The sequence below is a fragment of the Micromonospora sp. NPDC049366 genome, from assembly GCF_044466625.1.
Lineage (GTDB): Bacteria > Actinomycetota > Actinomycetes > Mycobacteriales > Micromonosporaceae > Micromonospora.
This window is the reverse complement of record NZ_JBITMV010000014.1, coordinates 98,934-118,190: the sequence shown is the minus strand read 5'-3', so window position 1 is coordinate 118,190 and position 19,257 is coordinate 98,934. Positions and strand designations below refer to the sequence as shown.

At 74.9% G+C, this 19,257-nt stretch carries 19 protein-coding genes; 7 read left to right on the top strand and 12 right to left on the bottom strand.

Annotated features, from left to right (window positions below):
* Positions 1-102: 102 nt before the first annotated feature.
* Complete coding sequence (locus ACIBTV_RS20625) at positions 103-1,326, bottom strand: acyl-CoA dehydrogenase family protein (RefSeq protein ID WP_396707079.1); 1,224 nt, start codon at positions 1,324-1,326, stop codon at positions 103-105.
* Positions 1,326-2,411, bottom strand: a complete 1,086-nt coding sequence (locus ACIBTV_RS20620; RefSeq protein ID WP_396707077.1) for a phosphotransferase family protein — start codon at positions 2,409-2,411, stop codon at positions 1,326-1,328. The genes ACIBTV_RS20625 and ACIBTV_RS20620 overlap by 1 nt, the downstream gene beginning before the upstream one ends.
* A gap of 152 nt (positions 2,412-2,563) precedes the next feature.
* Here ACIBTV_RS20620 and ACIBTV_RS20615 point away from each other — a divergent pair, with 152 nt between their 5' ends.
* Together ACIBTV_RS20615 and ACIBTV_RS20610 are read left to right on the top strand one after the other, a co-directional pair.
* Positions 2,564-3,262 carry an amino acid-binding protein gene (locus ACIBTV_RS20615; RefSeq protein WP_396707239.1) on the top strand — a complete coding sequence of 233 codons (699 nt, stop codon included), beginning with the start codon at positions 2,564-2,566 and terminating at the stop codon, positions 3,260-3,262.
* A 104-nt stretch (positions 3,263-3,366) separates the two neighbouring features.
* The gene (locus ACIBTV_RS20610) at positions 3,367-4,410 is read left to right on the top strand and encodes a GNAT family N-acetyltransferase (protein ID WP_396707075.1); all 1,044 of its coding nucleotides are present in this window, start codon (positions 3,367-3,369) and stop codon (positions 4,408-4,410) included.
* 113 nt (positions 4,411-4,523) lie between these two features.
* Here the strand turns inward: ACIBTV_RS20610 and ACIBTV_RS20605 are convergent, their stop codons facing one another.
* The 5 genes from ACIBTV_RS20605 to bioB form a co-directional block, all read right to left on the bottom strand.
* Positions 4,524-6,089 carry an aldehyde dehydrogenase family protein gene (locus ACIBTV_RS20605; protein ID WP_396707073.1) on the bottom strand — a complete coding sequence of 522 codons (1,566 nt, stop codon included), beginning with the start codon at positions 6,087-6,089 and terminating at the stop codon, positions 4,524-4,526.
* Between the two features lie 269 nt (positions 6,090-6,358).
* Positions 6,359-7,111, bottom strand: coding sequence for a hypothetical protein (locus tag ACIBTV_RS20600; RefSeq protein WP_396707071.1), 753 nt, complete (start codon positions 7,109-7,111; stop codon positions 6,359-6,361).
* A 247-nt stretch (positions 7,112-7,358) separates the two neighbouring features.
* Complete coding sequence (locus ACIBTV_RS20595) at positions 7,359-7,862, bottom strand: GNAT family N-acetyltransferase (protein WP_396707237.1); 504 nt, start codon at positions 7,860-7,862, stop codon at positions 7,359-7,361.
* Between the two features lie 14 nt (positions 7,863-7,876).
* Positions 7,877-8,104, bottom strand: coding sequence for a hypothetical protein (locus tag ACIBTV_RS20590; protein ID WP_396707069.1), 228 nt, complete (start codon positions 8,102-8,104; stop codon positions 7,877-7,879).
* A gap of 10 nt (positions 8,105-8,114) precedes the next feature.
* Complete coding sequence (bioB, locus tag ACIBTV_RS20585; protein ID WP_396707067.1) at positions 8,115-9,110, bottom strand: biotin synthase BioB; 996 nt, start codon at positions 9,108-9,110, stop codon at positions 8,115-8,117.
* Positions 9,111-9,260: 150 nt separating this feature from the next.
* On the opposite strand from bioB, the gene ACIBTV_RS20580 reads away from it, so the two are divergent.
* The 4 genes from ACIBTV_RS20580 to ACIBTV_RS20565 are packed head-to-tail and all read left to right on the top strand — an operon-like array spanning position 9,261 to position 13,431.
* Positions 9,261-10,397, top strand: coding sequence for an 8-amino-7-oxononanoate synthase (locus ACIBTV_RS20580; RefSeq protein WP_396707065.1), 1,137 nt, complete (start codon positions 9,261-9,263; stop codon positions 10,395-10,397).
* The gene (gene bioD / locus ACIBTV_RS20575) at positions 10,394-11,122 is read left to right on the top strand and encodes a dethiobiotin synthase (RefSeq protein WP_396707064.1); all 729 of its coding nucleotides are present in this window, start codon (positions 10,394-10,396) and stop codon (positions 11,120-11,122) included. Before ACIBTV_RS20580 ends, bioD begins: the two co-directional genes overlap by 4 nt.
* A 54-nt stretch (positions 11,123-11,176) precedes the next feature.
* Positions 11,177-12,757, top strand: coding sequence for a sensor histidine kinase (locus tag ACIBTV_RS20570; protein ID WP_396707062.1), 1,581 nt, complete (start codon positions 11,177-11,179; stop codon positions 12,755-12,757).
* Between the two features lie 11 nt (positions 12,758-12,768).
* The gene (locus ACIBTV_RS20565; protein WP_396707235.1) at positions 12,769-13,431 is read left to right on the top strand and encodes a response regulator; all 663 of its coding nucleotides are present in this window, start codon (positions 12,769-12,771) and stop codon (positions 13,429-13,431) included.
* 7 nt (positions 13,432-13,438) lie between these two features.
* Here ACIBTV_RS20565 and ACIBTV_RS20560 read toward each other — a convergent pair whose 3' ends face one another.
* The 5 genes from ACIBTV_RS20560 to ACIBTV_RS20540 all read right to left on the bottom strand — a co-directional run bounded on the left by ACIBTV_RS20560 (position 13,439) and on the right by ACIBTV_RS20540 (position 18,133).
* The gene (locus ACIBTV_RS20560) at positions 13,439-14,251 is read right to left on the bottom strand and encodes an ABC transporter permease subunit (RefSeq protein ID WP_396707060.1); all 813 of its coding nucleotides are present in this window, start codon (positions 14,249-14,251) and stop codon (positions 13,439-13,441) included.
* The gene (locus ACIBTV_RS20555; RefSeq protein WP_396707059.1) at positions 14,248-15,180 is read right to left on the bottom strand and encodes an ABC transporter ATP-binding protein; all 933 of its coding nucleotides are present in this window, start codon (positions 15,178-15,180) and stop codon (positions 14,248-14,250) included. Before ACIBTV_RS20555 ends, ACIBTV_RS20560 begins: the two co-directional genes overlap by 4 nt.
* Positions 15,181-15,269: 89 nt before the next feature.
* Positions 15,270-16,124: a polysaccharide deacetylase family protein gene (locus ACIBTV_RS20550; RefSeq protein ID WP_396707057.1), complete on the bottom strand. Its 855-nt coding sequence runs from the start codon at positions 16,122-16,124 to the stop codon at positions 15,270-15,272.
* Between the two features lie 116 nt (positions 16,125-16,240).
* Complete coding sequence (locus tag ACIBTV_RS20545) at positions 16,241-17,455, bottom strand: cytochrome P450 (RefSeq protein WP_396707056.1); 1,215 nt, start codon at positions 17,453-17,455, stop codon at positions 16,241-16,243.
* 9 nt (positions 17,456-17,464) lie between these two features.
* Positions 17,465-18,133: a class I SAM-dependent methyltransferase gene (locus ACIBTV_RS20540; protein WP_396707055.1), complete on the bottom strand. Its 669-nt coding sequence runs from the start codon at positions 18,131-18,133 to the stop codon at positions 17,465-17,467.
* A gap of 200 nt (positions 18,134-18,333) precedes the next feature.
* Between ACIBTV_RS20540 and ACIBTV_RS20535 the strand changes: the two genes are divergently transcribed.
* On the top strand, positions 18,334-19,191 hold the full coding sequence (locus tag ACIBTV_RS20535) for a hypothetical protein (RefSeq protein WP_396707053.1): 858 nt from the start codon (positions 18,334-18,336) through the stop codon (positions 19,189-19,191).
* Positions 19,192-19,257 lie beyond the last annotated feature (66 nt).

Here is a 19,257-nt window from a genome sequence, read left to right as displayed (position 1 = left end):
ACATCAAGAAACAGGAGTGGATCACGCCGGACTGACGGGCTGGAAACGCGTTCGCGCCCCTTGACCGGGAGCTCCCCGGCCGCGGCGTGGGGTGGGACGAGGTCAGGTGGGGGTGGGGGTCCAGCGGCGGAGTTCGCGGCGGGCCAGGGACGCGCGGTGGACCTCGTCGGGGCCGTCGGCGAGGCGCAGGGTGCGGGCCTGCGACCACAGGGCCGCGAGCGGGGTGTCCTGGCTGACGCCGGCCGCGCCGTACCCCTGGATGGCCTTGTCGATCACCCACTCCGCCATCGCCGGCGTGGCGATCTTGATGGCCTGGATCTCGGTGTGCGCGCCCTTGTTGCCGACCGTGTCCATCAGCCACGCGGTCTTGAGCACCAGCAGCCGCGCCTGCTCGATGCGCACCCGCGACTCGGCGATCCACTCCCGGACGACGCCCTGCTCGGCGAGGGGCCGGCCGAACGCGACGCGCTCGGAGGCCCGCCGGCAGAGCAGTTCGAGGGCCCGCTCGGCCATCCCGACCAGCCGCATGCAGTGGTGGATGCGGCCCGGACCGAGCCGGGCCTGGGCGATCGCGAAGCCGCCGCCCTCGACGCCGACCAGGTTCTCCGCCGGTACGCGTACGTCGGTGAAGTCGATCTCGGCGTGACCGCCGTGGGAGCCGTCGGTGTAGCCGAAGACCGTCATGCCCCGCCGGACGGTGACGCCCGGGGTGTCCCGGGGCACGAGCACCATGCTCTGCTGGCGGTGCCGGTCGGCGTCCGGGTCGGTCTTGCCCATCACGATGAAGATCTCGCAGCGGGGATCCATCGCGCCCGACGACCACCACTTGCGACCGTTGATCACGTAGTGGTCGCCGTCGCGGGTGATCCGGGTGGCGATGTTCGTGGCGTCGGAGGACGCGACGTCCGGCTCGGTCATGCAGAACGCCGAGCGGATCTCGCCCTCCAGCAGCGGACGCAGCCAGCGCTGCCGCTGCTGGTCCGAGCCGAACTCGGCGAGCAACTCCATGTTGCCGGTGTCCGGTGCGGCGCAGTTGACCGCCTCGGGTGCCAGGTGCGGGCTGCGCCCGGTCAGCTCGGCCAGCGGCGCGTACTGCAGGTTGGTCAACCCGGCACCGTAGCGGCGGTCGGGCAGGAACAGGTTCCACAGCCCCCGTTTGCGGGCCTCCACCTTCAGCTCGGCCAGCACCGGCGTACGCGCCCACGGGTCGCCGGCCACGGCGACCTGCTCGGCGTGCACCGGCTCCGCCGGGTAGACGTGCTCGTCGAGGAAGGTGGTCAGCTCGGCCCGCAACTGCTCGGTGCGGCTGTCGTACGCGAAGTCCATCAGCGCTCCCCGGCGGCGCTGAGACCGTGCGCGACCAGCGGTGCCACCATGTCGCCGATCCGGTCGAACCCTTCGCCGAGCGTCTGCCCGAGCGTGTGCCGGTAGTGGATCCCCTCGCAGATCACCGCGAGCTTGAAACAGCCCAGCGCGACGTGCCAGTGCAGCGGGCCGACGTCGACGTCGCTGCGGCCCGCGTAGCGCTCGATCAGCTCGGCGCCCGTCGCGAAGCCGGCCCGGGGGCCGAGCCCGTCGGCGACCGGGTTGCCGGTGGCGGCCTCGTCACCGCCGAGCACGTCCCAGTAGGTCAGCAGCAGGCCCAGGTCGGCGAGCGGGTCACCGACGGTGGCCATCTCCCAGTCGAGCACCCCCCGCACCGCCACCGGGTCGGTCGACGCGAGCAGGTTGTCCAGCCGGTAGTCGCCGTGCACGATGCGGCCCGCGTTGACGCCGTCCGGCACCGACGCGGCCAGCCGGTCGCGCAGCTCGTCGATGCCGGGCAGCGGTCGGCTGCGGGACCGGTCCAACTGGCCGCCCCAGCGACGCACCTGCCGCTCCAGGTAGCCCTCCGGCCGCCCGAAGTCGGCCAGCCCGACGGCCGCCGGCTCGATCCGGTGCAGCGCGGCGAGGGTGTCCATCATCGCCATCGCCAGGGCCCGGCGGCGCTCGTCGCCGAGCGGATCGGTCTGCGCCCGGGTGCGGAACACCTCGCCGGTCACGCGTTCCATCAGGTAGAACGGGGCGCCGATGACCTCCGGGTCGGGGCAGTGCAGCAGCGCCGCCGGCACCGGCACCCCGGTCGGTGCCAGCGCCGAGATGACCCGGAACTCGCGGCCCATGTCGTGCGCGGTGGCCAGCACGTGCCCGAGCGGCGGCCGGCGCAGCACCACCTCGCGGTCACCGAGGTCGAGCAGGTAGGTCAGGTTGGACTTGCCGCCGGCGATCAGCCGGGCCCGCAGCGGCCCGCCGGCCAGGTCGGGACGGTGGGCGGCGAGGTACGCGGCGAGCCGGTCGAGATCCACGCCGGCCGGCGTGGCTCCGGACGGTGGAGCGTCCGGCCTGCCCGCGTCGACGGCCCGATCGGTCATCCGATTAGTTGATGGCAGGTCGGCCATGTTGTCAAGGTCGGATTTTGCCCCCGGGACATGCCTCTGCAACAGGGACGAAATGGGCAGGGACCAGGCTGGTGACCAGCCTGCCGGCCGCCACCGCCGGCCCCGCCGAGCGGAGGGACAACCTCATGTTGCTGCGAGTTCGGGTCACCCTGCCGGACCGTCCCGGAACCCTCGGTCAGGTGGCCCGCACGCTGGGCGTGTCCGGTGCGGACATCGTCCAGGTCGTGGTCCTGGAGCGGCTCGGCGGGCGGGCGGTCGACGACTTCACCGTGGTGTGGCCGGGCGCGGCCCGCGTCGAGCGGCTGCTCGCCGGCCTCGCGGCCATTCCCGGCGTACGCGTGGACGGGGTGTGGCGGGCGATCGGCGCGCCCACCACCACCGGCCAGGACGCCGAGCTGTTGGCCCAGGTCGCCGGCAACCCGGCCGACGGGCTGGCGACCCTGGTCGACGCCGTGCCGGGGCTGCTCGCCGCCGACTGGGCGGTCGCCGCGGTCGTGCCGGTCGACTGGGCGTCCCGCAGCGGTGGCGGCTCGGCGACCGTGGGGCACGCGAGCTGGCGGGCCCCCGTACCCCCGCCGCTGCCGGAGGTGACCCCGCTGCGCGCCCGGTCGATGACCACGCCCGAGGGCACCCACTACGCCATCGCGCCCTTCGGCCGCGCCGGTCTCGTGCTGGTGGTGGCACGCGAGCACTCCGACCCGCTCACCGCCGCCGCGTTCCACTCGACCGAGGTCGACCGCCTCGCCCTGCTCGTCCGGGCCAGCGCCGTCATCCTCGGCGACCGGCTCGACCTGGTCGGGGCGCCCCCGGTGGCCGCCGGCTGACTCCCCGCGCGGCGTGATCCCGACCACGGTCGCGAGCCGTCACCCCGGAGCAATCGGCCGGCAACAGGCGGCGGCGAGGGTGGTACCGGGGAAGGGAGTCAATCATGACGCTGTGGCGGATCCGAGCCACCGTGGACGACCGGCCGGGTTACCTGTCGGTCCTCACGGCGAGCCTCGCGTTGCGCGGGGTCAACATCCTCACCGTGCAGGTGCACACGACCGAGCGGGGCGCGGTCGACGACTTCCTCGTCGACGCGCCCGACACGATCGGCGAGGCCGACCTGGTGGCGGCCGTCGAGCGGGGCCGGGGCCGGGACTGCTGGGTGGCGCGCAGCGAGGCGCGTGGCCTGGCCGACCAGCCGACCCGCGTGCTCGGGCTGGCCACCCGGCTGGTCCGGGACCCGGACGCGACCGGTGAGGTGCTGGGCACCCTCCTCGGCGCGGACGCGGTGACCTGGCGGCCGGACACCGTCGCGGACGCCGGGATCAGCGACACCACGATGCGACTGGCCGACCCGGGCGGCGGCTCCTACACCCTCCGCCGCGCGGCGCCCGGCTTCACGCCCGCCGAGTACGCCCGGGCGCAGGCGCTGCTGGAGCTGGCGACGACCGTGGTGCGCCGGGCCGCCGAGCAGGTCACGCTCGTGCTGCCCGACGGCGCCGAGCTGACCGTACGGCCCGCCGTCGCCGACGACCTGCCCGGCCTCCTCGACCTGCACGAAGCCTGCTCGGCGCGCAGCCGGCACCGCCGTTACCTGGGCGGGTCCACCCCGACGCCGGCCCGGCTGCGGCAACTGCTGGAACCGGCCCGCGGTCACACCCTCGTCGCCGCCGCCACCGGCCCGGACGGGGCGACCGAGTCGCTGGTCGCGATGGGGAACCTGCTCGGCGAGGGTGACGAGGCAGAGGTGGCGTTGCTGGTGCGCGACGACTGGCAGCGGCGCGGTCTCGGGTCGGCCCTGCTGCGCCGGCTGGCCCGGCACGCCGACCAGGCCGGCTACGCGGCCCTGGTGCTGCACGTCCAGGCCGAGAACGCTCCGATGCTGCGGACCGTACGCCGGCTGGACCGCCCCACCACCACGGACCGCGACGGCCCCCTGCTCACCCTCACCGTCCCGCTACCGACCCCCGCGGCCGCTCACCACTGACCCCCGCCCTCCCCGTTCGGCGATCTTGCGGTTGGCGCCCCCGCGACACGGACACATGCCGCGCCACGGGGGCCGAAACTGCAAGATCGCGGACGGCGGGGGACGGGAGGGGATCAGGTGTTGGGGTAGCGGTTGTAGTCGGGGAAGTTGCCGTAGAGGCGCTCGTCGCCGCCCTGGGTGACCGCCTGCACCAGCAGGTCGCCGCCGACGAAGGCGCCCTTCCAGGAGGCGCCCCGGCCGCCGAACGGCTCGTCGCGGTCACCCCGCGAACGCGGCTTGTTGATGCCCACCTTGAACGCCTGGAGGTCCACGGCCAGCTTCGCCGCCTCGTCCTCGTCGTCGCAGGCGAGCGACGCGACCAGCGCGCCGTTGGAGGCGTTCATCGCGGCCAGCAGCTCGTCGGTGGTGTCCACCACGACGATCGTGTCGACCGGGCCGAACGGTTCGGCGTGCATGAGCCGGGACCGGCCGGGCGGGGCGAGCAGCACCGACGGCGCCACGTACGCCGAGGTGTCCTGCCCGTCGAGGAACGGCGCCCCGGTCAGCTTGCCCCGGTGCAGCGGGACCGCGCCGCCGCGGACCGCCTCGTCCACCTTGCGGCGCAGCTCGTCGGCCTTGGCGGCGCTGATCAGCGGCCCGAAGTCCAGCTCGGGCAGCGGGTCGCCGGCCGTCCAGTCGTCGCCGACCGCGAGCGGGTGGCCGAACCGGACCGAGCGGACGACCGGCAGGTACATGTCGAGGAACTCGTCGACGAGGTCGCGCTGCACGACGAACCGGGGGTACGCGGTGCAGCGCTGCTTGCCGTACTCGAAGCCCTTCTTCAGGTGGGCGGCGAGCAGGTCCCACTGGGAGAAGTTCCAGATCCCCCAGGCGTTCAGCCCCTCCTGCTCGATGAAGTGGCGCTTGTCGGAGTCGAGCAGCGCGGCGGCGACCTTGCCGCCGTTGGACCGCCCGCCGACGAACGCGACCGCGCCGATCTCGGGGGCCCGCACCAGCACCTCGGACAGCTCCTCGCCGCCGCCGGAGACCAGGGTCGCGGGCAGCCCGGCCCGGCGCATCAGCGCGTGCGCGACGGTGAGGCAGACGGCGCCGCCCTGCGACGGGGTCTTGGCGATGACGGCGTTGCCGGCGAGCAGCTGCACCAGCTCGGCGTGCACGAGGACGCTCATCGGGTAGTTCCAGGAGGCGATGTTGCTGACCGGCCCGGGCAGCGGTTCCCGCCCGCCGTCGAGCATCCGGTCGATCTCGCCGACGTACCACCGGACGCCGTCCAGCGCGCGGTCCACGTCGGCGCAGGCCAGCCGCCACGGCTTGCCGATCTCCCAGACGAGCAGCAGCGCGAGCAGGTCGCGGTGCGCGGTGAGCGCGTCCACCGCCGCGGACACGCGGGCCTGGCGCTCGGCCAGCGGGGTGTCGGCCCAGTCGCGGTGGGCCCCGGCGGCGTACGCGACGGCCGCGCGGGCGGTGTCCGCGTCGAGCCGGGCGAGGTTGATCAGGACGGTGTTGTCCACCGGGGTGCGGGTCGGCGTCGGTGCGCCGACCGCCCGCCACTCGCCCTCGACCAGGTTGTGCAGCGTGGTGACTCCGTCGACCGGGGCACCGAACGCCTCCGGGGTGGCGGCGACCGCGCGGGCGAGGGTGTCGGACCAGGCGGTGCCGTCGGCGAGTCGTAGGGCCATCGCGTCCTCCTCAGGATTGACCGGGGGAGCGGCGGCGTCGATGGCACCGCTGGGGTCGTACTGTCGCGCGCCGCGAGGCCGGCCAGCAACCGTACGCTCGTATCCCAGGACGGCCCGTCCCGTCGCGGCGGTGGACACCTTCGATGTGGAGCGGGCCTGAGCTGGGCACCCTTCCTCATCCTATCGACGAACATCGATGATGTGAGGTATCCCCGGAACGCCACCGGCCGCCGGACGGGGCCCGGCGGCCGGTGCGGCGTTCACGTCGCTCAGCTGGTGAAGGTGATCCGGTCGCGTCGCCGGCGCAGCACGGTCAGCGCCACGCCGCCGCCGATCAGGGCGAGCCCGGTGAGCGCGATGCCGGTGCCGGCGACGCCGGTGATCGGCAGGCTGCCGCCACCCTCCCCGCCGCCGTTGCCGCCGCCTCCGTTACCGCCACCCGGGGTGGTCGACGGCGGCGAATCCGGCGAGTCGGGCGACCCGGGCGTGCCCGGCGTCGGGGTGCTGGTGGCCGCGCACGGCTGGAGCCAGAACACCTTGTGCTTGGCGTCGGACGACTTCCCGTCCACCAGGTCCACGTCGAGCTTCAGGTGGTAGCCCTGCTTCGGGTGCGGGGTCAGCCCGCCGAGCGCCAGGTCGGCGGCGGAGAGCCGGATCGTCTCGTCGTGGTCGTTCTCCGCGCCGCCGGCCGGGTCGGTGCTGATGATCCGGTTGCGCACCGACCAGACCACGACGTCCTTACCGGACGGTGGCTTGGTGGTCAGGGTGATGTCGGCCGCCTGGTTGGTGTCGAAGTTGAAGAACTCCAGCTCGAAGTCGCAGGTCACGTGCGGCTCGTTGTCGACCCGGTCGCTGAACGGAGCGCCATCGATCTTCACCGTGCCGTTCTCGCCAGGCGGGTTGTGACCGCCGGGCGCCTGCGCGAGGGGCGCCGCGCTGGCCCAGGCGGGGGCGGCGACGGCGAGGCAGGCCGTGGCGGCGGCGGTCAGAACCGCGCCCACCACGTGCCGACGCTGTGGCATGGAATTTTCCTCCACGGAAAAAGGAGAGGGGACGGCACATGATCGCATGCGTGAAACCATTACGCGACACCGGTCGATTGGCCTGAGCTGGGCGTACGTCGTTGCTCGGCAACGTATTTCTCGCGCGGAAATGGCGTGTCGGTGTAACGCGCACGCCCGTTGAGACGCTGCGCCCGCACCAATTCCCGCGCGCATTTCCGGGCGCGCGGGCGAGGTGCGGCGCCCGGACGAGCGGACCGGCTCCGGCTCAGTCCACCAGTTCGTCGGCGAGCAGGTCCATGAGCAGGCCGTCGTGCCACTGCCCGTCCGCGCCACGCTCGTAGCGGCGCAGCACCCCGACCGGCCGGAAGCCCACCTTCGCGTAGCTGCGGATGGCCGGCGTGTTCGCCGCCGCCGGGTCGATCGTGAACCGGTGGTGCCCGTACGCCTGCACCAGGTGCCGGACCAGCGTGCGGATCGCGTCCTGGCCGAGGCCCCGGCCGTGCACCTCCGGGTCGAGGAAGATGTCCAGGCTGGCGTGCCGGTAGTCCGGGTCCTCCTCGGCGTACCACTGGACCGCGCCGACGACGCGGCCCTCGTGCTCGACGGCGTACACCGTCAGGTCCTCGTCGGCGAGGTCGGCGCTCACCGCGGCGGCGAGGTCGTCGCCGCCCCGCCACCAGCGACGGACCGCCGGGGTGGAGCGGATGGCTGCGAGGGTCGCGACGTCGGCCACGGTGGCGGGCCGCAGGGTCACCGCCCGCCCCCGCAGCCCCGACACCGTGCTCAGCCCCGGATCTCGCCGTGCGCCACGCAGGCCGCCGCCCAGCCGACGGGGAGCACCTGCACCTTCATCCGACGACGGCAGTGCGCGCAGAACCGTGGCGGCTCCAACAGCCGGGCCCGGGCGCACGCGTCGTGCCCGCCGGCCGCCAGCGCCTCGCCGCAGCGGTCACACCAGGCCGGCGCCGGTGCGGTGCCGTTCGGCACCGCCAACCTCGCGGTGTCGCTCACCGTCAGCCCCTCACAACGTCGCGGACAGCGCCTTGACCGGCATCTTCAGGTCCTCCAGCAGGGCCAGGTCCTCGGTGGCCGGCCGACCCAGGGTGGTCAGATAGTTGCCGACGATCACCGCGTTGACGCCGCCCAGCAGACCCTCGCGGGTGCCCAGGTCACCGAGGGTGATCTCGCGGCCACCCGCGTAGCGCAGGATGGTGCGCGGCATGGCCAGCCGGAACGCGGCGATCGCCCGCAGCGCGTCCTTGCCCTCCACCACCGGCTGGTCCCCCAGCGGGGTGCCCGGACGCGGGTTGAGGAAGTTGAGCGGCACCTCGTGCGGGTCCAGCTCGGCGAGCTGCGCGGCGAACTCGGCGCGCTGCTCGACGGTCTCGCCGAGGCCCAGGATGCCGCCGCAGCAGACCTCCATGCCGGAGTCGCGGACCATCCGCAGCGTCTCCCAGCGCTCCTCCCAGCTGTGGGTGGTGACCACGTTGGGGAAGTGGGAGCGGCAGGTCTCCAGGTTGTGGTTGTAGCGGTGCACACCCATGTCGACCAGCTCGTCGACCTGCTCCTGGGTGAGCATGCCGAGCGAGGCGGCGACCTGGATGTCGACCTCCGCCTTGATGGCGGCGACGCCCTCCCGCATCTGCTTCATCAGCCGGGCGTCCGGACCACGGACGGCCGCCACGATGCAGAACTCGGTCGCCCCGGTCGCCGCGGTCTGCTTGGCCGCCTCCACCAGGGAGGGGATGTCCAGCCAGACGGAGCGCACCGGCGAGGTGAACAGGCCGGACTGCGAGCAGAAGTGGCAGTCCTCCGGGCAGCCGCCGGTCTTCAGCGAGACGATGCCCTCGACCTCGACCTCCGGGCCGCACCAGCGCATCCGCACCTCGTGGGCGAGCTGAAGGGCGGCGGGCAGGTGCTCGTCGGGCAGGTTGAGCACGGCGAGGACGCCGGCCTGGTCGAGGCCGACGCCGTCACCCAGGACCTGGGTGCGGGCCTGGTCGAGGATCTCTGGCATGGCTCGTACCCTACAAGGCCCCCTGACCGCGAGAAATGACCTCGGCCACCGGCGGAGCGGGGGAGGCCGAGTCCGGCCGAGTGGATGCACCGGGGCGTTCCGGGCGAGTGGTACCTTCGCCCGGCGGACGGATCGGCGTAAGGGGTGACGGTGGCGGACTGGCTGGCGGCGCTCGACCGCCGCGCCGACCTGCGGGCCAAGGCGGGGCTGACCCGGCGGTTGCACCCGCGCGCCGCCGACGAGACGGTCACCGACCTGGCCGGCAACGACTACCTGGGCCTGGCCACCCACCCGGAGGTCACCGCCGCGGCCGCGCGGGCCCTGTCGGCGTACGGGCTGGGTGCCACCGGGTCGCGGCTGGTGCGCGGCTCCACCGACGCCCACCACGCGCTGGAGGACGCGCTCGCCGACTGGATCGGCACCGACCGCGCGCTGGTGTTCTCCTCCGGCTACCTGGCCAACCTCGGCGCGCTGCGCGCCCTCGTCCAGCCCCGTACGCTGCTCGTCTCCGACGCGCACAACCACGCCTCGCTGATCGACGGCTGCCGGATCTCCGGCGCGGAGACGGTCGTCACCCCGCACGCCGACGTGACCGCCGTCGCCGACGCCCTCGCGGCGGCCCCCGGCCGGCCCGCGGTCGTCGTCACCGAGTCGGTCTTCTCCGTCGACGGGGACCTCGCCCCGCTCGCCCGTCTGCACGCGGTCGCCCGCCGGCACGGCGCGCTGCTCCTGGTCGACGACGCGCACGCGCTCGGCGTGACCGGACCGGCCGGTGCCGGCGGCGTCGCCGCCGCCGGGCTGGCCGGCGAGCCGGACGTGGTGGTGACCGCCACCCTCTCCAAGGCGCTGGGCGGCGCCGGTGGGCTGGTCGCCGGCCCGGCCGAGTTCGTCCGGCACCTGGTGGAGACCGGCCGGACGTTCATCTTCGACACCGCGCTGCCGCCCGCGGTCGCCGCCGGGGTGCACACCGCCGTCGGCCTGGCCCGCGCGGGCGAGCATCTGCGTGCCGAGCTGGCCGAGCGGGCCGCCCTCGCGGTGGCGCGGCTGGCCGCCGCCGGCCTGACCGTCTCCGCCCCGGACGCGGGCGTGATCTCGGTGACCGCCCCCGGCCCGGAGGCGGCGACCGCGTGGGCCGCGGACTGCCGCGACCGGGGAGTGGCGGTCGGTTGCTTCCGCCCGCCGTCCACCCCGGACACCCGCTCCCGGCTGCGGCTGACGATCAACGCGGGCGTGCCCCGGACGGACTTCGAGCGGGCGCTGGAGGTCATCGTGGAGGTCGCACCATGAGCGCGCCGTGGCACGGGATCGTGCTGGTCACCGGCACCGACACCGAGGTGGGCAAGACGGTGGTGACCGCGGCGATCACCGCCGCCGCGCACACCGCCGGGCTGCGGGTCGCCGTGATCAAACCCGGCCAGACCGGCACGGCCACCGGCGAGCCCGGCGACGCCGACGCCGTGCAGCGGCTGGCCGCCCCGGTCACCGCCCGGACGCTGGCCAGCTATCCCGACCCCCTCGCCCCGCTCACCGCGGCCCGGGTGGCCGAGCTGGAGCCCTTGGAGCTCTACACCGCCGTCGACGCCGTCCGCGAGGAGGCGGACAAGCACGACCTGGTGCTGGTCGAGGGGGCCGGCGGTCTGCTCGTCCCGATGGGGCTGCGCCCGTCCGGGGAGCCCTGGACGATCGCCGACCTGGCCGTCTCGCTGGGCGCACCGGCGGTGGTGGTGGCCCGGGCCGGGCTGGGCACGCTCAATCACACCGCGTTGACCCTGGAGGCGTTGGACCGCCGTGCCGTGCCCGCCGGCGTGGTCATCGGCGCGTGGCCGTCCGCGCCGGAGCTGGTGCACTGGACCAACCTGGGTGACCTGCTGCCGAACCTCCTCGGCGCGCTGCCCGCCGGGGCCGGCGCGATGGACCCCGGCGTGTTCCGGCGGTCCGCGCCGGGCTGGCTCACCCCGGCGCTGCACGGGGTGCTCGACGACTGGCGCGCGTGGGCCGAGGAGATCGGCTGAACACCTGACTTTCGTCAGTGCCCGGACCGGTCGGTCGTGGGTAGCGTGGCGGCCGTGACCAGGTGGAAGGTGCCGCGCCGGGTCCGGCGGGCGATCGCCGACCGGCCGGCCGTCGCGCGTGACGTGCTGCTCTGGGCGGTGGTCGCCGCGCCGCTCGCGTACCCCCGGATCACCCCGCCCCACTCGTGGCGCTCGCTGGCGCTGCTCGCCGCCGTGCTGCTGGTGGTCGCCGTGGCGGTGGCGGTGAGCCGGCGCCGCCCGCTCGCCGCCCTGGTGCTGGTGGTGCTCGGCTCCCTCGCCGACGGCAACTTCGTCTTCGCGATCCCCGTGTTCAGTTACCTGACCGGGCGGCGCAGCGCCACCGCCGGGCCGGCCGCCGTGGCGTTCGCGCTCATCGCGGCCGGTGGCACCGCGCTCAACCTGGGGTTGCTGGGCATCGGCACCGCGACCTGGTTCCTGCTCGCCTCGGTGCTGCTGTTCGCCGGGGTGTTCCCGTGGCTCGTCGGCCGGCACCGACGGCAGCAGCAGGAGCTGGCGGAGGCCGGGCGGCGGCACGCCGCCGCGCTGGTCCGGGAGGAGCGCGGCGTCGCCGAGCGGATCCGGCTGCGGGAGCGGGCCCGGATCGCCCAGGAGATGCACGACTCGCTCGGCCACGACCTGAGTCTGATCGCGTTGCGCGCCGCCGCTCTGGAGGTCGCCACCGACCTGGACCCACCGCACCGGGCCGCGGCGGGGGAGCTGCGGGCCAGCGTCGGCGCCGCCACCGAACGGCTGCACGAGATCATCGGCCTGCTCCGCGAGGCGAGCGGGCCGAACCCCACCCGGCCGTGCGACGAGGGCATCGACGGCCTCGTCGAGGGCGCCCGGGAGGCCGGCATGACCGTACGGCTTCAGGTGACGCCCTGCGCGGCCGAGTTGCCGACGCTGGCCGGGCGCGCCGCGCACCGCGTGGTCCGGGAGGCGCTGACCAACGCGGCCCGGTACGCGCCCGGCGCGCCGGTCGACGTGCGCCTCGCCCGCAGCGGCGACCGGGTCGAGGTGGCCGTCGTCAACGCGCCGCCGACCGCCGCGCCGCTGCCCGGCCCACCGTCGCACGGCAGCGGGCTGCTGGCGCTCGCCGAGCGGGTACGCCTCGCCGGCGGAACCCTCGACGCGGGTCCGCGGGACGGCGGTGGTTTCGCGGTGCGGGCCCGGCTGCCGCTCACCGCGACGCCCGACGGGGGGCGACCCGTCGACGAGCCGGAACAGCCGGCGCCGGTCCGGGATCCGGCGGCGGTGCCGGAGCGGCCCGCCGACGCCGAACGGCGGCTGCGCGCCGCCCGCCGGCGAGTCCGGCGCAGCCTGCTGGTGGCGCTCGGCGCGCCGGCCGGGCTCGGGCTGGTGCTGTCCCTCGTCTACTACCCGATGGCCACCGCGGGCACCGTGCTCGACCGGGAGACGTTCGAGGGGCTGCGGGTGGGTGCCGCCCGCGCGGAGCTGGCCGGGCTGCCCCGCCGGCAGCTCGACCGGCCGGCCGGCGTGGACCGGGCCGGCTGCGAGTACTACACCGACGGGAACTTCCCGCTGGCCCAGCCCACGTGGCGGCTCTGCTTCGTCGCGGGCCGGCTGACGAGCAAGGAGCGGATCAACCAGTGAGCACGGGCACCATGGCGGAGGTTCCGGTCCGGGTCGTCCTCGCCGACGACGAGGCGATGATCCGGGCCGGTGTCCGGGCCATCCTGGCCACCGACCCGGGCATCGAGGTGGTCGCCGAGGCGGGCGACGGCCGGGCGGCCGTGGAGGCGGTGCGGGCGCACCGGCCCCGGGTCGTGCTGCTGGACATCCGGATGCCGCGGTGGGACGGGCTGAGCGCGGCCGAGGAGATCCGCCGGCTCGTGCCGGGCACCGCGACGGTCATGCTCACCACGTTCGGCGAGGACGACTTCGTCGTGCGGGCCCTCGGGAACGGGGCGAGTGGGTTCCTGCTGAAGTCCGGCGACCCGCGGGAGCTGATCGCCGGGGTGCACGCGGTCGCCGACGGCGGGGCGTACCTGTCGCCGCGGGTGGCCCGCCGGGTCATCGAGTTGGGCGGGGGGCGGTGGGCCCGGCGCCCGGCCGCGCGGGATCGCACGGCCGGGCTGACCGACCGGGAACGCGAGGTGCTCGCGCTGGTCGGTGCGGGGCTGTCCAACGCGGAGATCGCGCGTCGGCTGCACCTGGTCGAGGGGACCGTGAAGACCTACCTGACCAGCATCTTCACCCGTCTGGAGGTGCGCAACCGGGTGCAGGCGGCGATCCTCGCGTACGAGGCGGGGCTGGTCGAGCGCTGATCCCGCGTCAGGCGTCGCGGCGGCGCAGGGCCGCCCGACCCAGCGCGAGCGCGGCGACCGCCCAGCCGGCGAGCAGCAGCAGCCCCACGACCGGCGGGTAGGGGTCGGTGTCCCCCGCCAGGAAGTGCCCGCCGGCCACCCCGGGAAAGCCGTCCGCGATCCGGGTCAGCACCGTGATGTCCGGCTCCTGGAGCGACAGCGGCACGACCATCAGGGTGGCCACCAGCACGGTGAGGGTCAGCACCGCGCTACGCAGGGCGGCGCCGAGGCCCAGCGCCAGCACCCCGACCAGCGCCAGGTAGGCGGCCATGGCCAGCACGTCCCGCGCCGTGCCGCCCGCCGGGGTCGTGCCCCACCGGCCGAGCACCGGCCCGGCCACCAGCACACCGACGCCGCCGAGCACCAGCCCGACCCCGAAGGTCACCGCCCCCGCCACCACGGCCTTCGCCAGCAGGACGCGGCCCCGCGACGGCGTGCACTGCAACGTCGTACGGATGGTGCCGCTGGTGAACTCGCTGGTGATCGCGAGCAGCCCGAGCGCGAGCACCGCGTACTGGGTCAGCTCCACCGCGCCGGCCAGGATGCTGCCGACCGTGACCACACCGACGTCGTCGGCCGGGTCGTCGTTGGTGTTGGCGTTGGCCGCGTAGATGGCGAGCTGACCAGCGGTGGCCGCGGTCAGTAGCAGCGCGGCGAGCAGCGTCCACCAGGTGCTGCGCACCGACCAGAGCTTCGTCCACTCGGCGGCGACGGTGCCGGCGAAGCTGCCGGAGCGGGTGGCGGGTCGGCTGGCCGCCCGGGTGGGGGAGAGGACGCTCATCGGGTCTCACCTCCGGCCGGCGCGCCCGCGTACTCGACGCTGTCGGCGGTCAGCTCCATGAAGGCCTGTTCCAGCGACGCGCCGTGCGCGCTGAGTTCGTGCAACCGCACCCCCAGCTCGTACGCGACGTCGCCCACCCGGTCGACGGTGGCCCCGGTGACCGTCAGCTCGTCGGGCGCGGCCGAGGAGATGACGGCCCCGGTCGCGGTGAGCCGTTCGGCGAGAGCCACCAGACCGTCCGGGTGCGGACTGCGGACCCGGACGGCGACGGCACTGCCCGCGATCACCTCGTCGACGGGCGCGTCGACGAGCAACCGACCCCGGCCGATGACCACCAACTGGTCTGCGGTGAGCTGCATCTCGGTCATCAGGTGGCTGGAGACGAAGACGGTCCGACCCTCGTCGGCGAGCGACCGCATCAGGTGCCGCACCCACCGCACCCCGTCCGGGTCGAGCCCGTTGACCGGCTCGTCGAACATCAGCACCGCCGGATCGCCGAGCAGGGCGCCCGCGATGCCGAGCCGCTGGCCCATGCCGAGCGAGAGCGTACGTCCCGGCTTCGCGGCGGCCCGGTCGTCCAGGCCGACGGTGGCGAGCACCTCGTCGACCCGGCGGGCCGGGATGCCGTTGCTGCGGGCCATGGCCAGCAGGTGGGCCCGTCCGGACCGGGCGGGGTGGATGGCCTTCGCGTCGAGCAGCGCGCCGACCTCGTGCAGCGGGTGCCGCAGGTCGCGGTAGGCGCGCCCGCCGACGAGCACCCGCCCGGCGGTCGGACGGTCCAGGCCCAGGACCATGCGCATGGTGGTGGATTTGCCGGCGCCGTTGGGACCGAGGAACCCAGTGACCCGGCCGGGCGCGATGTCGACGGTCAGGGCGTCGACGGCGGTCGTCGCGCCGAACCGTTTCGTCAACCCACGTAGTGTGATCATGCGTTGACGCTAGGCGCGCGGCCCGGTCGTCCACCGTGCCCGAACGGCATCACCGGCACCTGACTTTGGTCAGTTCGGCGACCGTTCGATCACGACACGTAATCCTCCAGCAGCGCCGGTGTGAGCCCGGCCCGGTGGATCGCCTTCAGCGCCGCCAGGAGGTCGTCCATGAGCGCCGGCCGGAAGTGCATGAGCAGCACATCGCCGGGCTTCACCACCTTCTCCGGCGTCTGGTAGCGCACGATCCCCTCGTTGACGGTTTCGCTCCAGTGGAAGACCGCCTTCATGCCGCAGTCGTACGCGGCCCGCAGGGTGGTCGCGTCCCGGTTGCCGAACGGCGGGCGGAACAGCGTCGGTCGCTTGCCGTACAGCTGCTCCAGCTTGTCGGCCGAGCCGCAGATCTCGTGCTTCTGGAACGCGTACGACCGGCCCGACAGCGACGTGTGGCTGATCGTGTGGTTCTCGATCACGCCGCCGGCCGCCTCGATCTGGCGGAAGTAGTCGGTGTGCGCGGTCGCGGCGGGGGAGTTCAGGAAGAGCGTGACCGGGATGTGTGCCTCCCGGATGAAGTCGATCACCGCGGACGGCCGCGCGAGCCCGCCGTCGTCGATGGTGATGAAGGCGACCTTCTGCCCGGTGGGCACCCGGAACCGGAACGGCGCGCTGCCGGCCGGACCGGGCGGCATCGGCTGCGGCGGCGGCGCCTCGGGGAAGGTCGGCACCTGGGCCAGGTACCAGTCGAGGCTCTTCGGCACGGGCGCCCCCGAGCGGGACGGCGTGCCGGAGGGCGTCGCGTTCGCGGAGGCCGACGGCGGCGCGGACGGGCTGGGCTGCTGGGCGGCGTGGGCGGTGACCCGGGCGCTGTGGGTGGCCGCGCACGCGGTGAGCGCCAGGAGGGCCAGCAGCGGCAACGCGGCCAGGGTGCGGCGAGGGGTTGATGGCACGCCGGGAAACCTATCGGGCGAATGTGAGATTCCTGTCAGCCTGTGTCGCGCCCGCTGCCTGACCCGGCCCGGCGGGCGGGTGCGGCGGCGATCGCCGGCCGGGCCCAGCGCGGGGATCAGCGCGGCACGCGGGCCGTGGTGAACCCGGATGCGGCCGGGTCCGGCCGGTCGGCGCGGCGGACGACGAAGGCGTCGGGCATGCGGAAGGTGAGGTTGTCCGGGCACCACGGCTCCCGGACCACGCTCACCCCGTCCAGCAGCGGCGCGGCCACGTCGACGACGACCGCGGCCTCCATGCGGGCCAGCACGTCGCCGACGCAGCGGTGCGCGCCCGCCCCGAAGGCCAGGTGTCGGCGCGAGCCGCGTTGGCCCGGGCGGAAGTCGTCGGGGGCGTCAACGGTCGCCGGGTCGCGGCCGGCGCGCGCCAGCCACAGCACGATGCTGGTGCCCGCCGGCACCGCCGTCCCGCCCAGCGTGGTGTCGACGGCCGCGACGCGGCGCCACGTGACGATCGGCGGCTCCAGCCGCAGCCCCTCCTCCACGACGTCGGCCGCCGTGATCTCACCCGCGCGCAGCCCCGCCCGCACCGCGTGCTCGCCGGCGAGCCGGTGCAGCAGCAGGGTGAGGAACTGCGAGGTGGTCTCCTGCCCCGCCACCAGCAGGAAGAACAGTGCGCCGACCACCACGTCCGGCGACTGCCCGGCCGCGCGCAGCCGGGCGGCGAGCCCGTCGCCGGTGGCCGCGAAGTCGCGCAGCACGCCGTGGAACCGCCCCACCTCGGCGGCGAGCGCGAGCTGCCGGTCGGCGTCCAGCGGCGCCCAGAACAGCTCCAACGCCGCCCGCGCGAACTCCTTCACCGCGCCGACCGGGGCGTCCGGCAGGTCGACCAGTCGGGCCAGCACCAGCAGCGGCAGGTCGGCGGCGAGCTCCGCGTACAGGTCGACGGGCTCACCGGCGTCGAGGGCGGCGGCCAGCCGGGTGACCCGGTCGCGGACGAGGGCGGTGAGCCAGGGGCGCTGCGCGGCCACCTTGGCGGGGTGCAGCGCGTCCGCGACGATCGCCCGGATCTGCGGATGACTCGCGCCGGAGTTGTTCGCCAGCGTCGGCGGCAGCCGGAAGCGGTGCCCGGCGAGCATCCGCAGCGCCGTCACCGGCATCGGCGTCACCGCGTCGAGCGCGTTGTCCGGCCGGAAGGTGACCGCGTCGGTGAGCACCTGCCGCACCAGCGCGTGCCGGGTGACCACGAGGTGCTCCACGCCGACGTGGTCCGCCACCCGGGCCACGTCCGGCCACCTGTCGTCGGCGACCTGCGCCCAGCTGCGGAACAGCACGGCGACACGCTAGTCGGCGCCCTTGGGCAGCCCGGCCCGCAGCTGCCAGACCGTGGTGCGCTTCACCCGTACGCTCTCCAGCGCCGGGGGCACCGGCACCTCGTAGACGGCCAGCTCGTCGAAGCGGTCCCGGGGCAGGAACGCCCGACCGGGGTCGCCCACCAGCACCCGCGCGCCCGCCCGGGCAGCGCGCAGCAGGAACCGCAGCATCCGCTTCGCCATCGCCTCGCTGTAGAACACGTCGCCGGCCAGCACCACCTCCGCGTCCCCGGCGTCGCCGTCGAGGATGTCGCCGTACTCGGCGGCGACGCGCACGGCGTTGGCCTCGGCGTTGAGGGCCACGGCCGCGACCGCCAGCTCGTCGACCTCGACGGCGCGGACGGTGGCCGCGCCGGCCCGGGCGGCGGCGATGGCGACCAGGCCGGAGCCGGACGCGAGGTCGAGCACCCGGCGACCGGTGACCAGCTCGGGATGGTCGGTCACGTACCGGGCGAGCCCCTGGCCGCCCGCCCAGGCGAAGGCCCAGAACGGCGGCGGCCGGTCGCTGCGGAACTCGCCCTCGGTCAGCTCCCACAGCCCGATCGGCTCGTCCGCCTGGTGCAGCCGCACCTCGGGAACGAACGCGACCGGGGCGAGGCGGGCGTGCAGCCGGACGAAGGCGGTGGAGAGTTCGGACACCCGGCGATTCTCCCTGACCGCCGCGGCCCACCCGCGGGACGGTCGCCGACCCGCCGAGCGGGCGGTGTGCCGCCCCGGTCACCGGTTCACCACCGTACGTGAAATGCACCCCCGCGCTTGGCGCTCGGTGCGAACACACCCGTCTGGTCCGGCCCCGTGCCCGCTCCTAGCGTTCGGAACGGACGCGCAGAGGCGAGGTGGTGGTGATCGTGTGGCGGTACGCGCTGCGGCTGGCGGTGGTGGTGGTCTGCCTGACCGGCGTGGAACTCGCCCTGGCGGGGCCGGCACAGGCGGCCTTCGCCACCCGGCTGAGCGGCCTTCCCGAGCGGTTCACCGGCGGCGACCAGGTCCGGACGGTCTCGGCCGTGGTCTCCCGCACCGATCGGGGTGGCTGCGTGAAGGTCCGCTGGTCGCTCGTGGTCACGGTGGAGGGCATCCGGCTGGACCAGGTGCGGCTGGACCGGGTGGAGGAGACCGGCTCGTTCCCGCTGGACATCCGCGCCTCCGGTGACGTCGCCCGGCTGACCGACCGGCAGCTCGACCCCGGTGCGCTCTGCCCGAACCGCACCGTGACGGCCCGCTACCGGCTGGCGTTCGCGGAGGACGTCGGCACCGGCCGGGTCACCCTCGCCGCCGAGGCGTACGACGCGGGGCTGCGGCTGCTCGCCCGCCAGACGGCGACCCGGGCCGTGGTCGGCGCGGAGGCTCCCGCGACCGGACCGACCTCCCGGCCGACACCGACCCGGCTCGCGCCCACCGAGCCGACGAGGGTCGAGGAGGTCACCCCGCCGGGACCGGACACGACCGTCGACGAGCCGGCCGCCGGGGTGCCGGTGGTCGACGCGGGCCGGCCGGTGTCCACCGCGGGTGGCTTCGGGGTGGTGCAGGCCGGGTTCCTGATGGGCGGGTTGCTCGTCTTCCTCGGCGTGGGCCTGCTGCTGCGGATGCGACACCTGACCCGCGCCACCGATCCGGCCACGGGCGGTGAGGTGCCGCCGGTCGGGTCGGGCTGGGAGACGCCGGCCCGGCGCGACCGGCGGCGCTCCGCCCGCTGGTGACCGACGCCCCCGGCGGCCCGGCCGGGGGCGTCGGAGGTGAGGAAGGGTCGGGGCCGGCGCGGGGTG

Coding starts and splice junctions, on each gene's coding strand:
- ACIBTV_RS20565 (WP_396707235.1), top strand. CDS start 12,769: ATGGCGGAGGTTCCGGTCCGGGTCGTCCTCGCCGACGACGAGGCGATG.
- ACIBTV_RS20605 (WP_396707073.1), bottom strand. CDS start 6,089: ATGGCCCTACGACTCGCCGACGGCACCGCCTGGTCCGACACCCTCGCC.
- ACIBTV_RS20615 (WP_396707239.1), top strand. CDS start 2,564: ATGTTGCTGCGAGTTCGGGTCACCCTGCCGGACCGTCCCGGAACCCTC.
- bioB (WP_396707067.1), bottom strand. CDS start 9,110: ATGCCAGAGATCCTCGACCAGGCCCGCACCCAGGTCCTGGGTGACGGC.
- ACIBTV_RS20560 (WP_396707060.1), bottom strand. CDS start 14,251: ATGAGCGTCCTCTCCCCCACCCGGGCGGCCAGCCGACCCGCCACCCGC.
- ACIBTV_RS20555 (WP_396707059.1), bottom strand. CDS start 15,180: ATGATCACACTACGTGGGTTGACGAAACGGTTCGGCGCGACGACCGCC.
- ACIBTV_RS20620 (WP_396707077.1), bottom strand. CDS start 2,411: ATGACCGATCGGGCCGTCGACGCGGGCAGGCCGGACGCTCCACCGTCC.
- ACIBTV_RS20600 (WP_396707071.1), bottom strand. CDS start 7,111: ATGCCACAGCGTCGGCACGTGGTGGGCGCGGTTCTGACCGCCGCCGCC.
- ACIBTV_RS20610 (WP_396707075.1), top strand. CDS start 3,367: ATGACGCTGTGGCGGATCCGAGCCACCGTGGACGACCGGCCGGGTTAC.
- bioD (WP_396707064.1), top strand. CDS start 10,394: ATGAGCGCGCCGTGGCACGGGATCGTGCTGGTCACCGGCACCGACACC.
- ACIBTV_RS20625 (WP_396707079.1), bottom strand. CDS start 1,326: ATGGACTTCGCGTACGACAGCCGCACCGAGCAGTTGCGGGCCGAGCTG.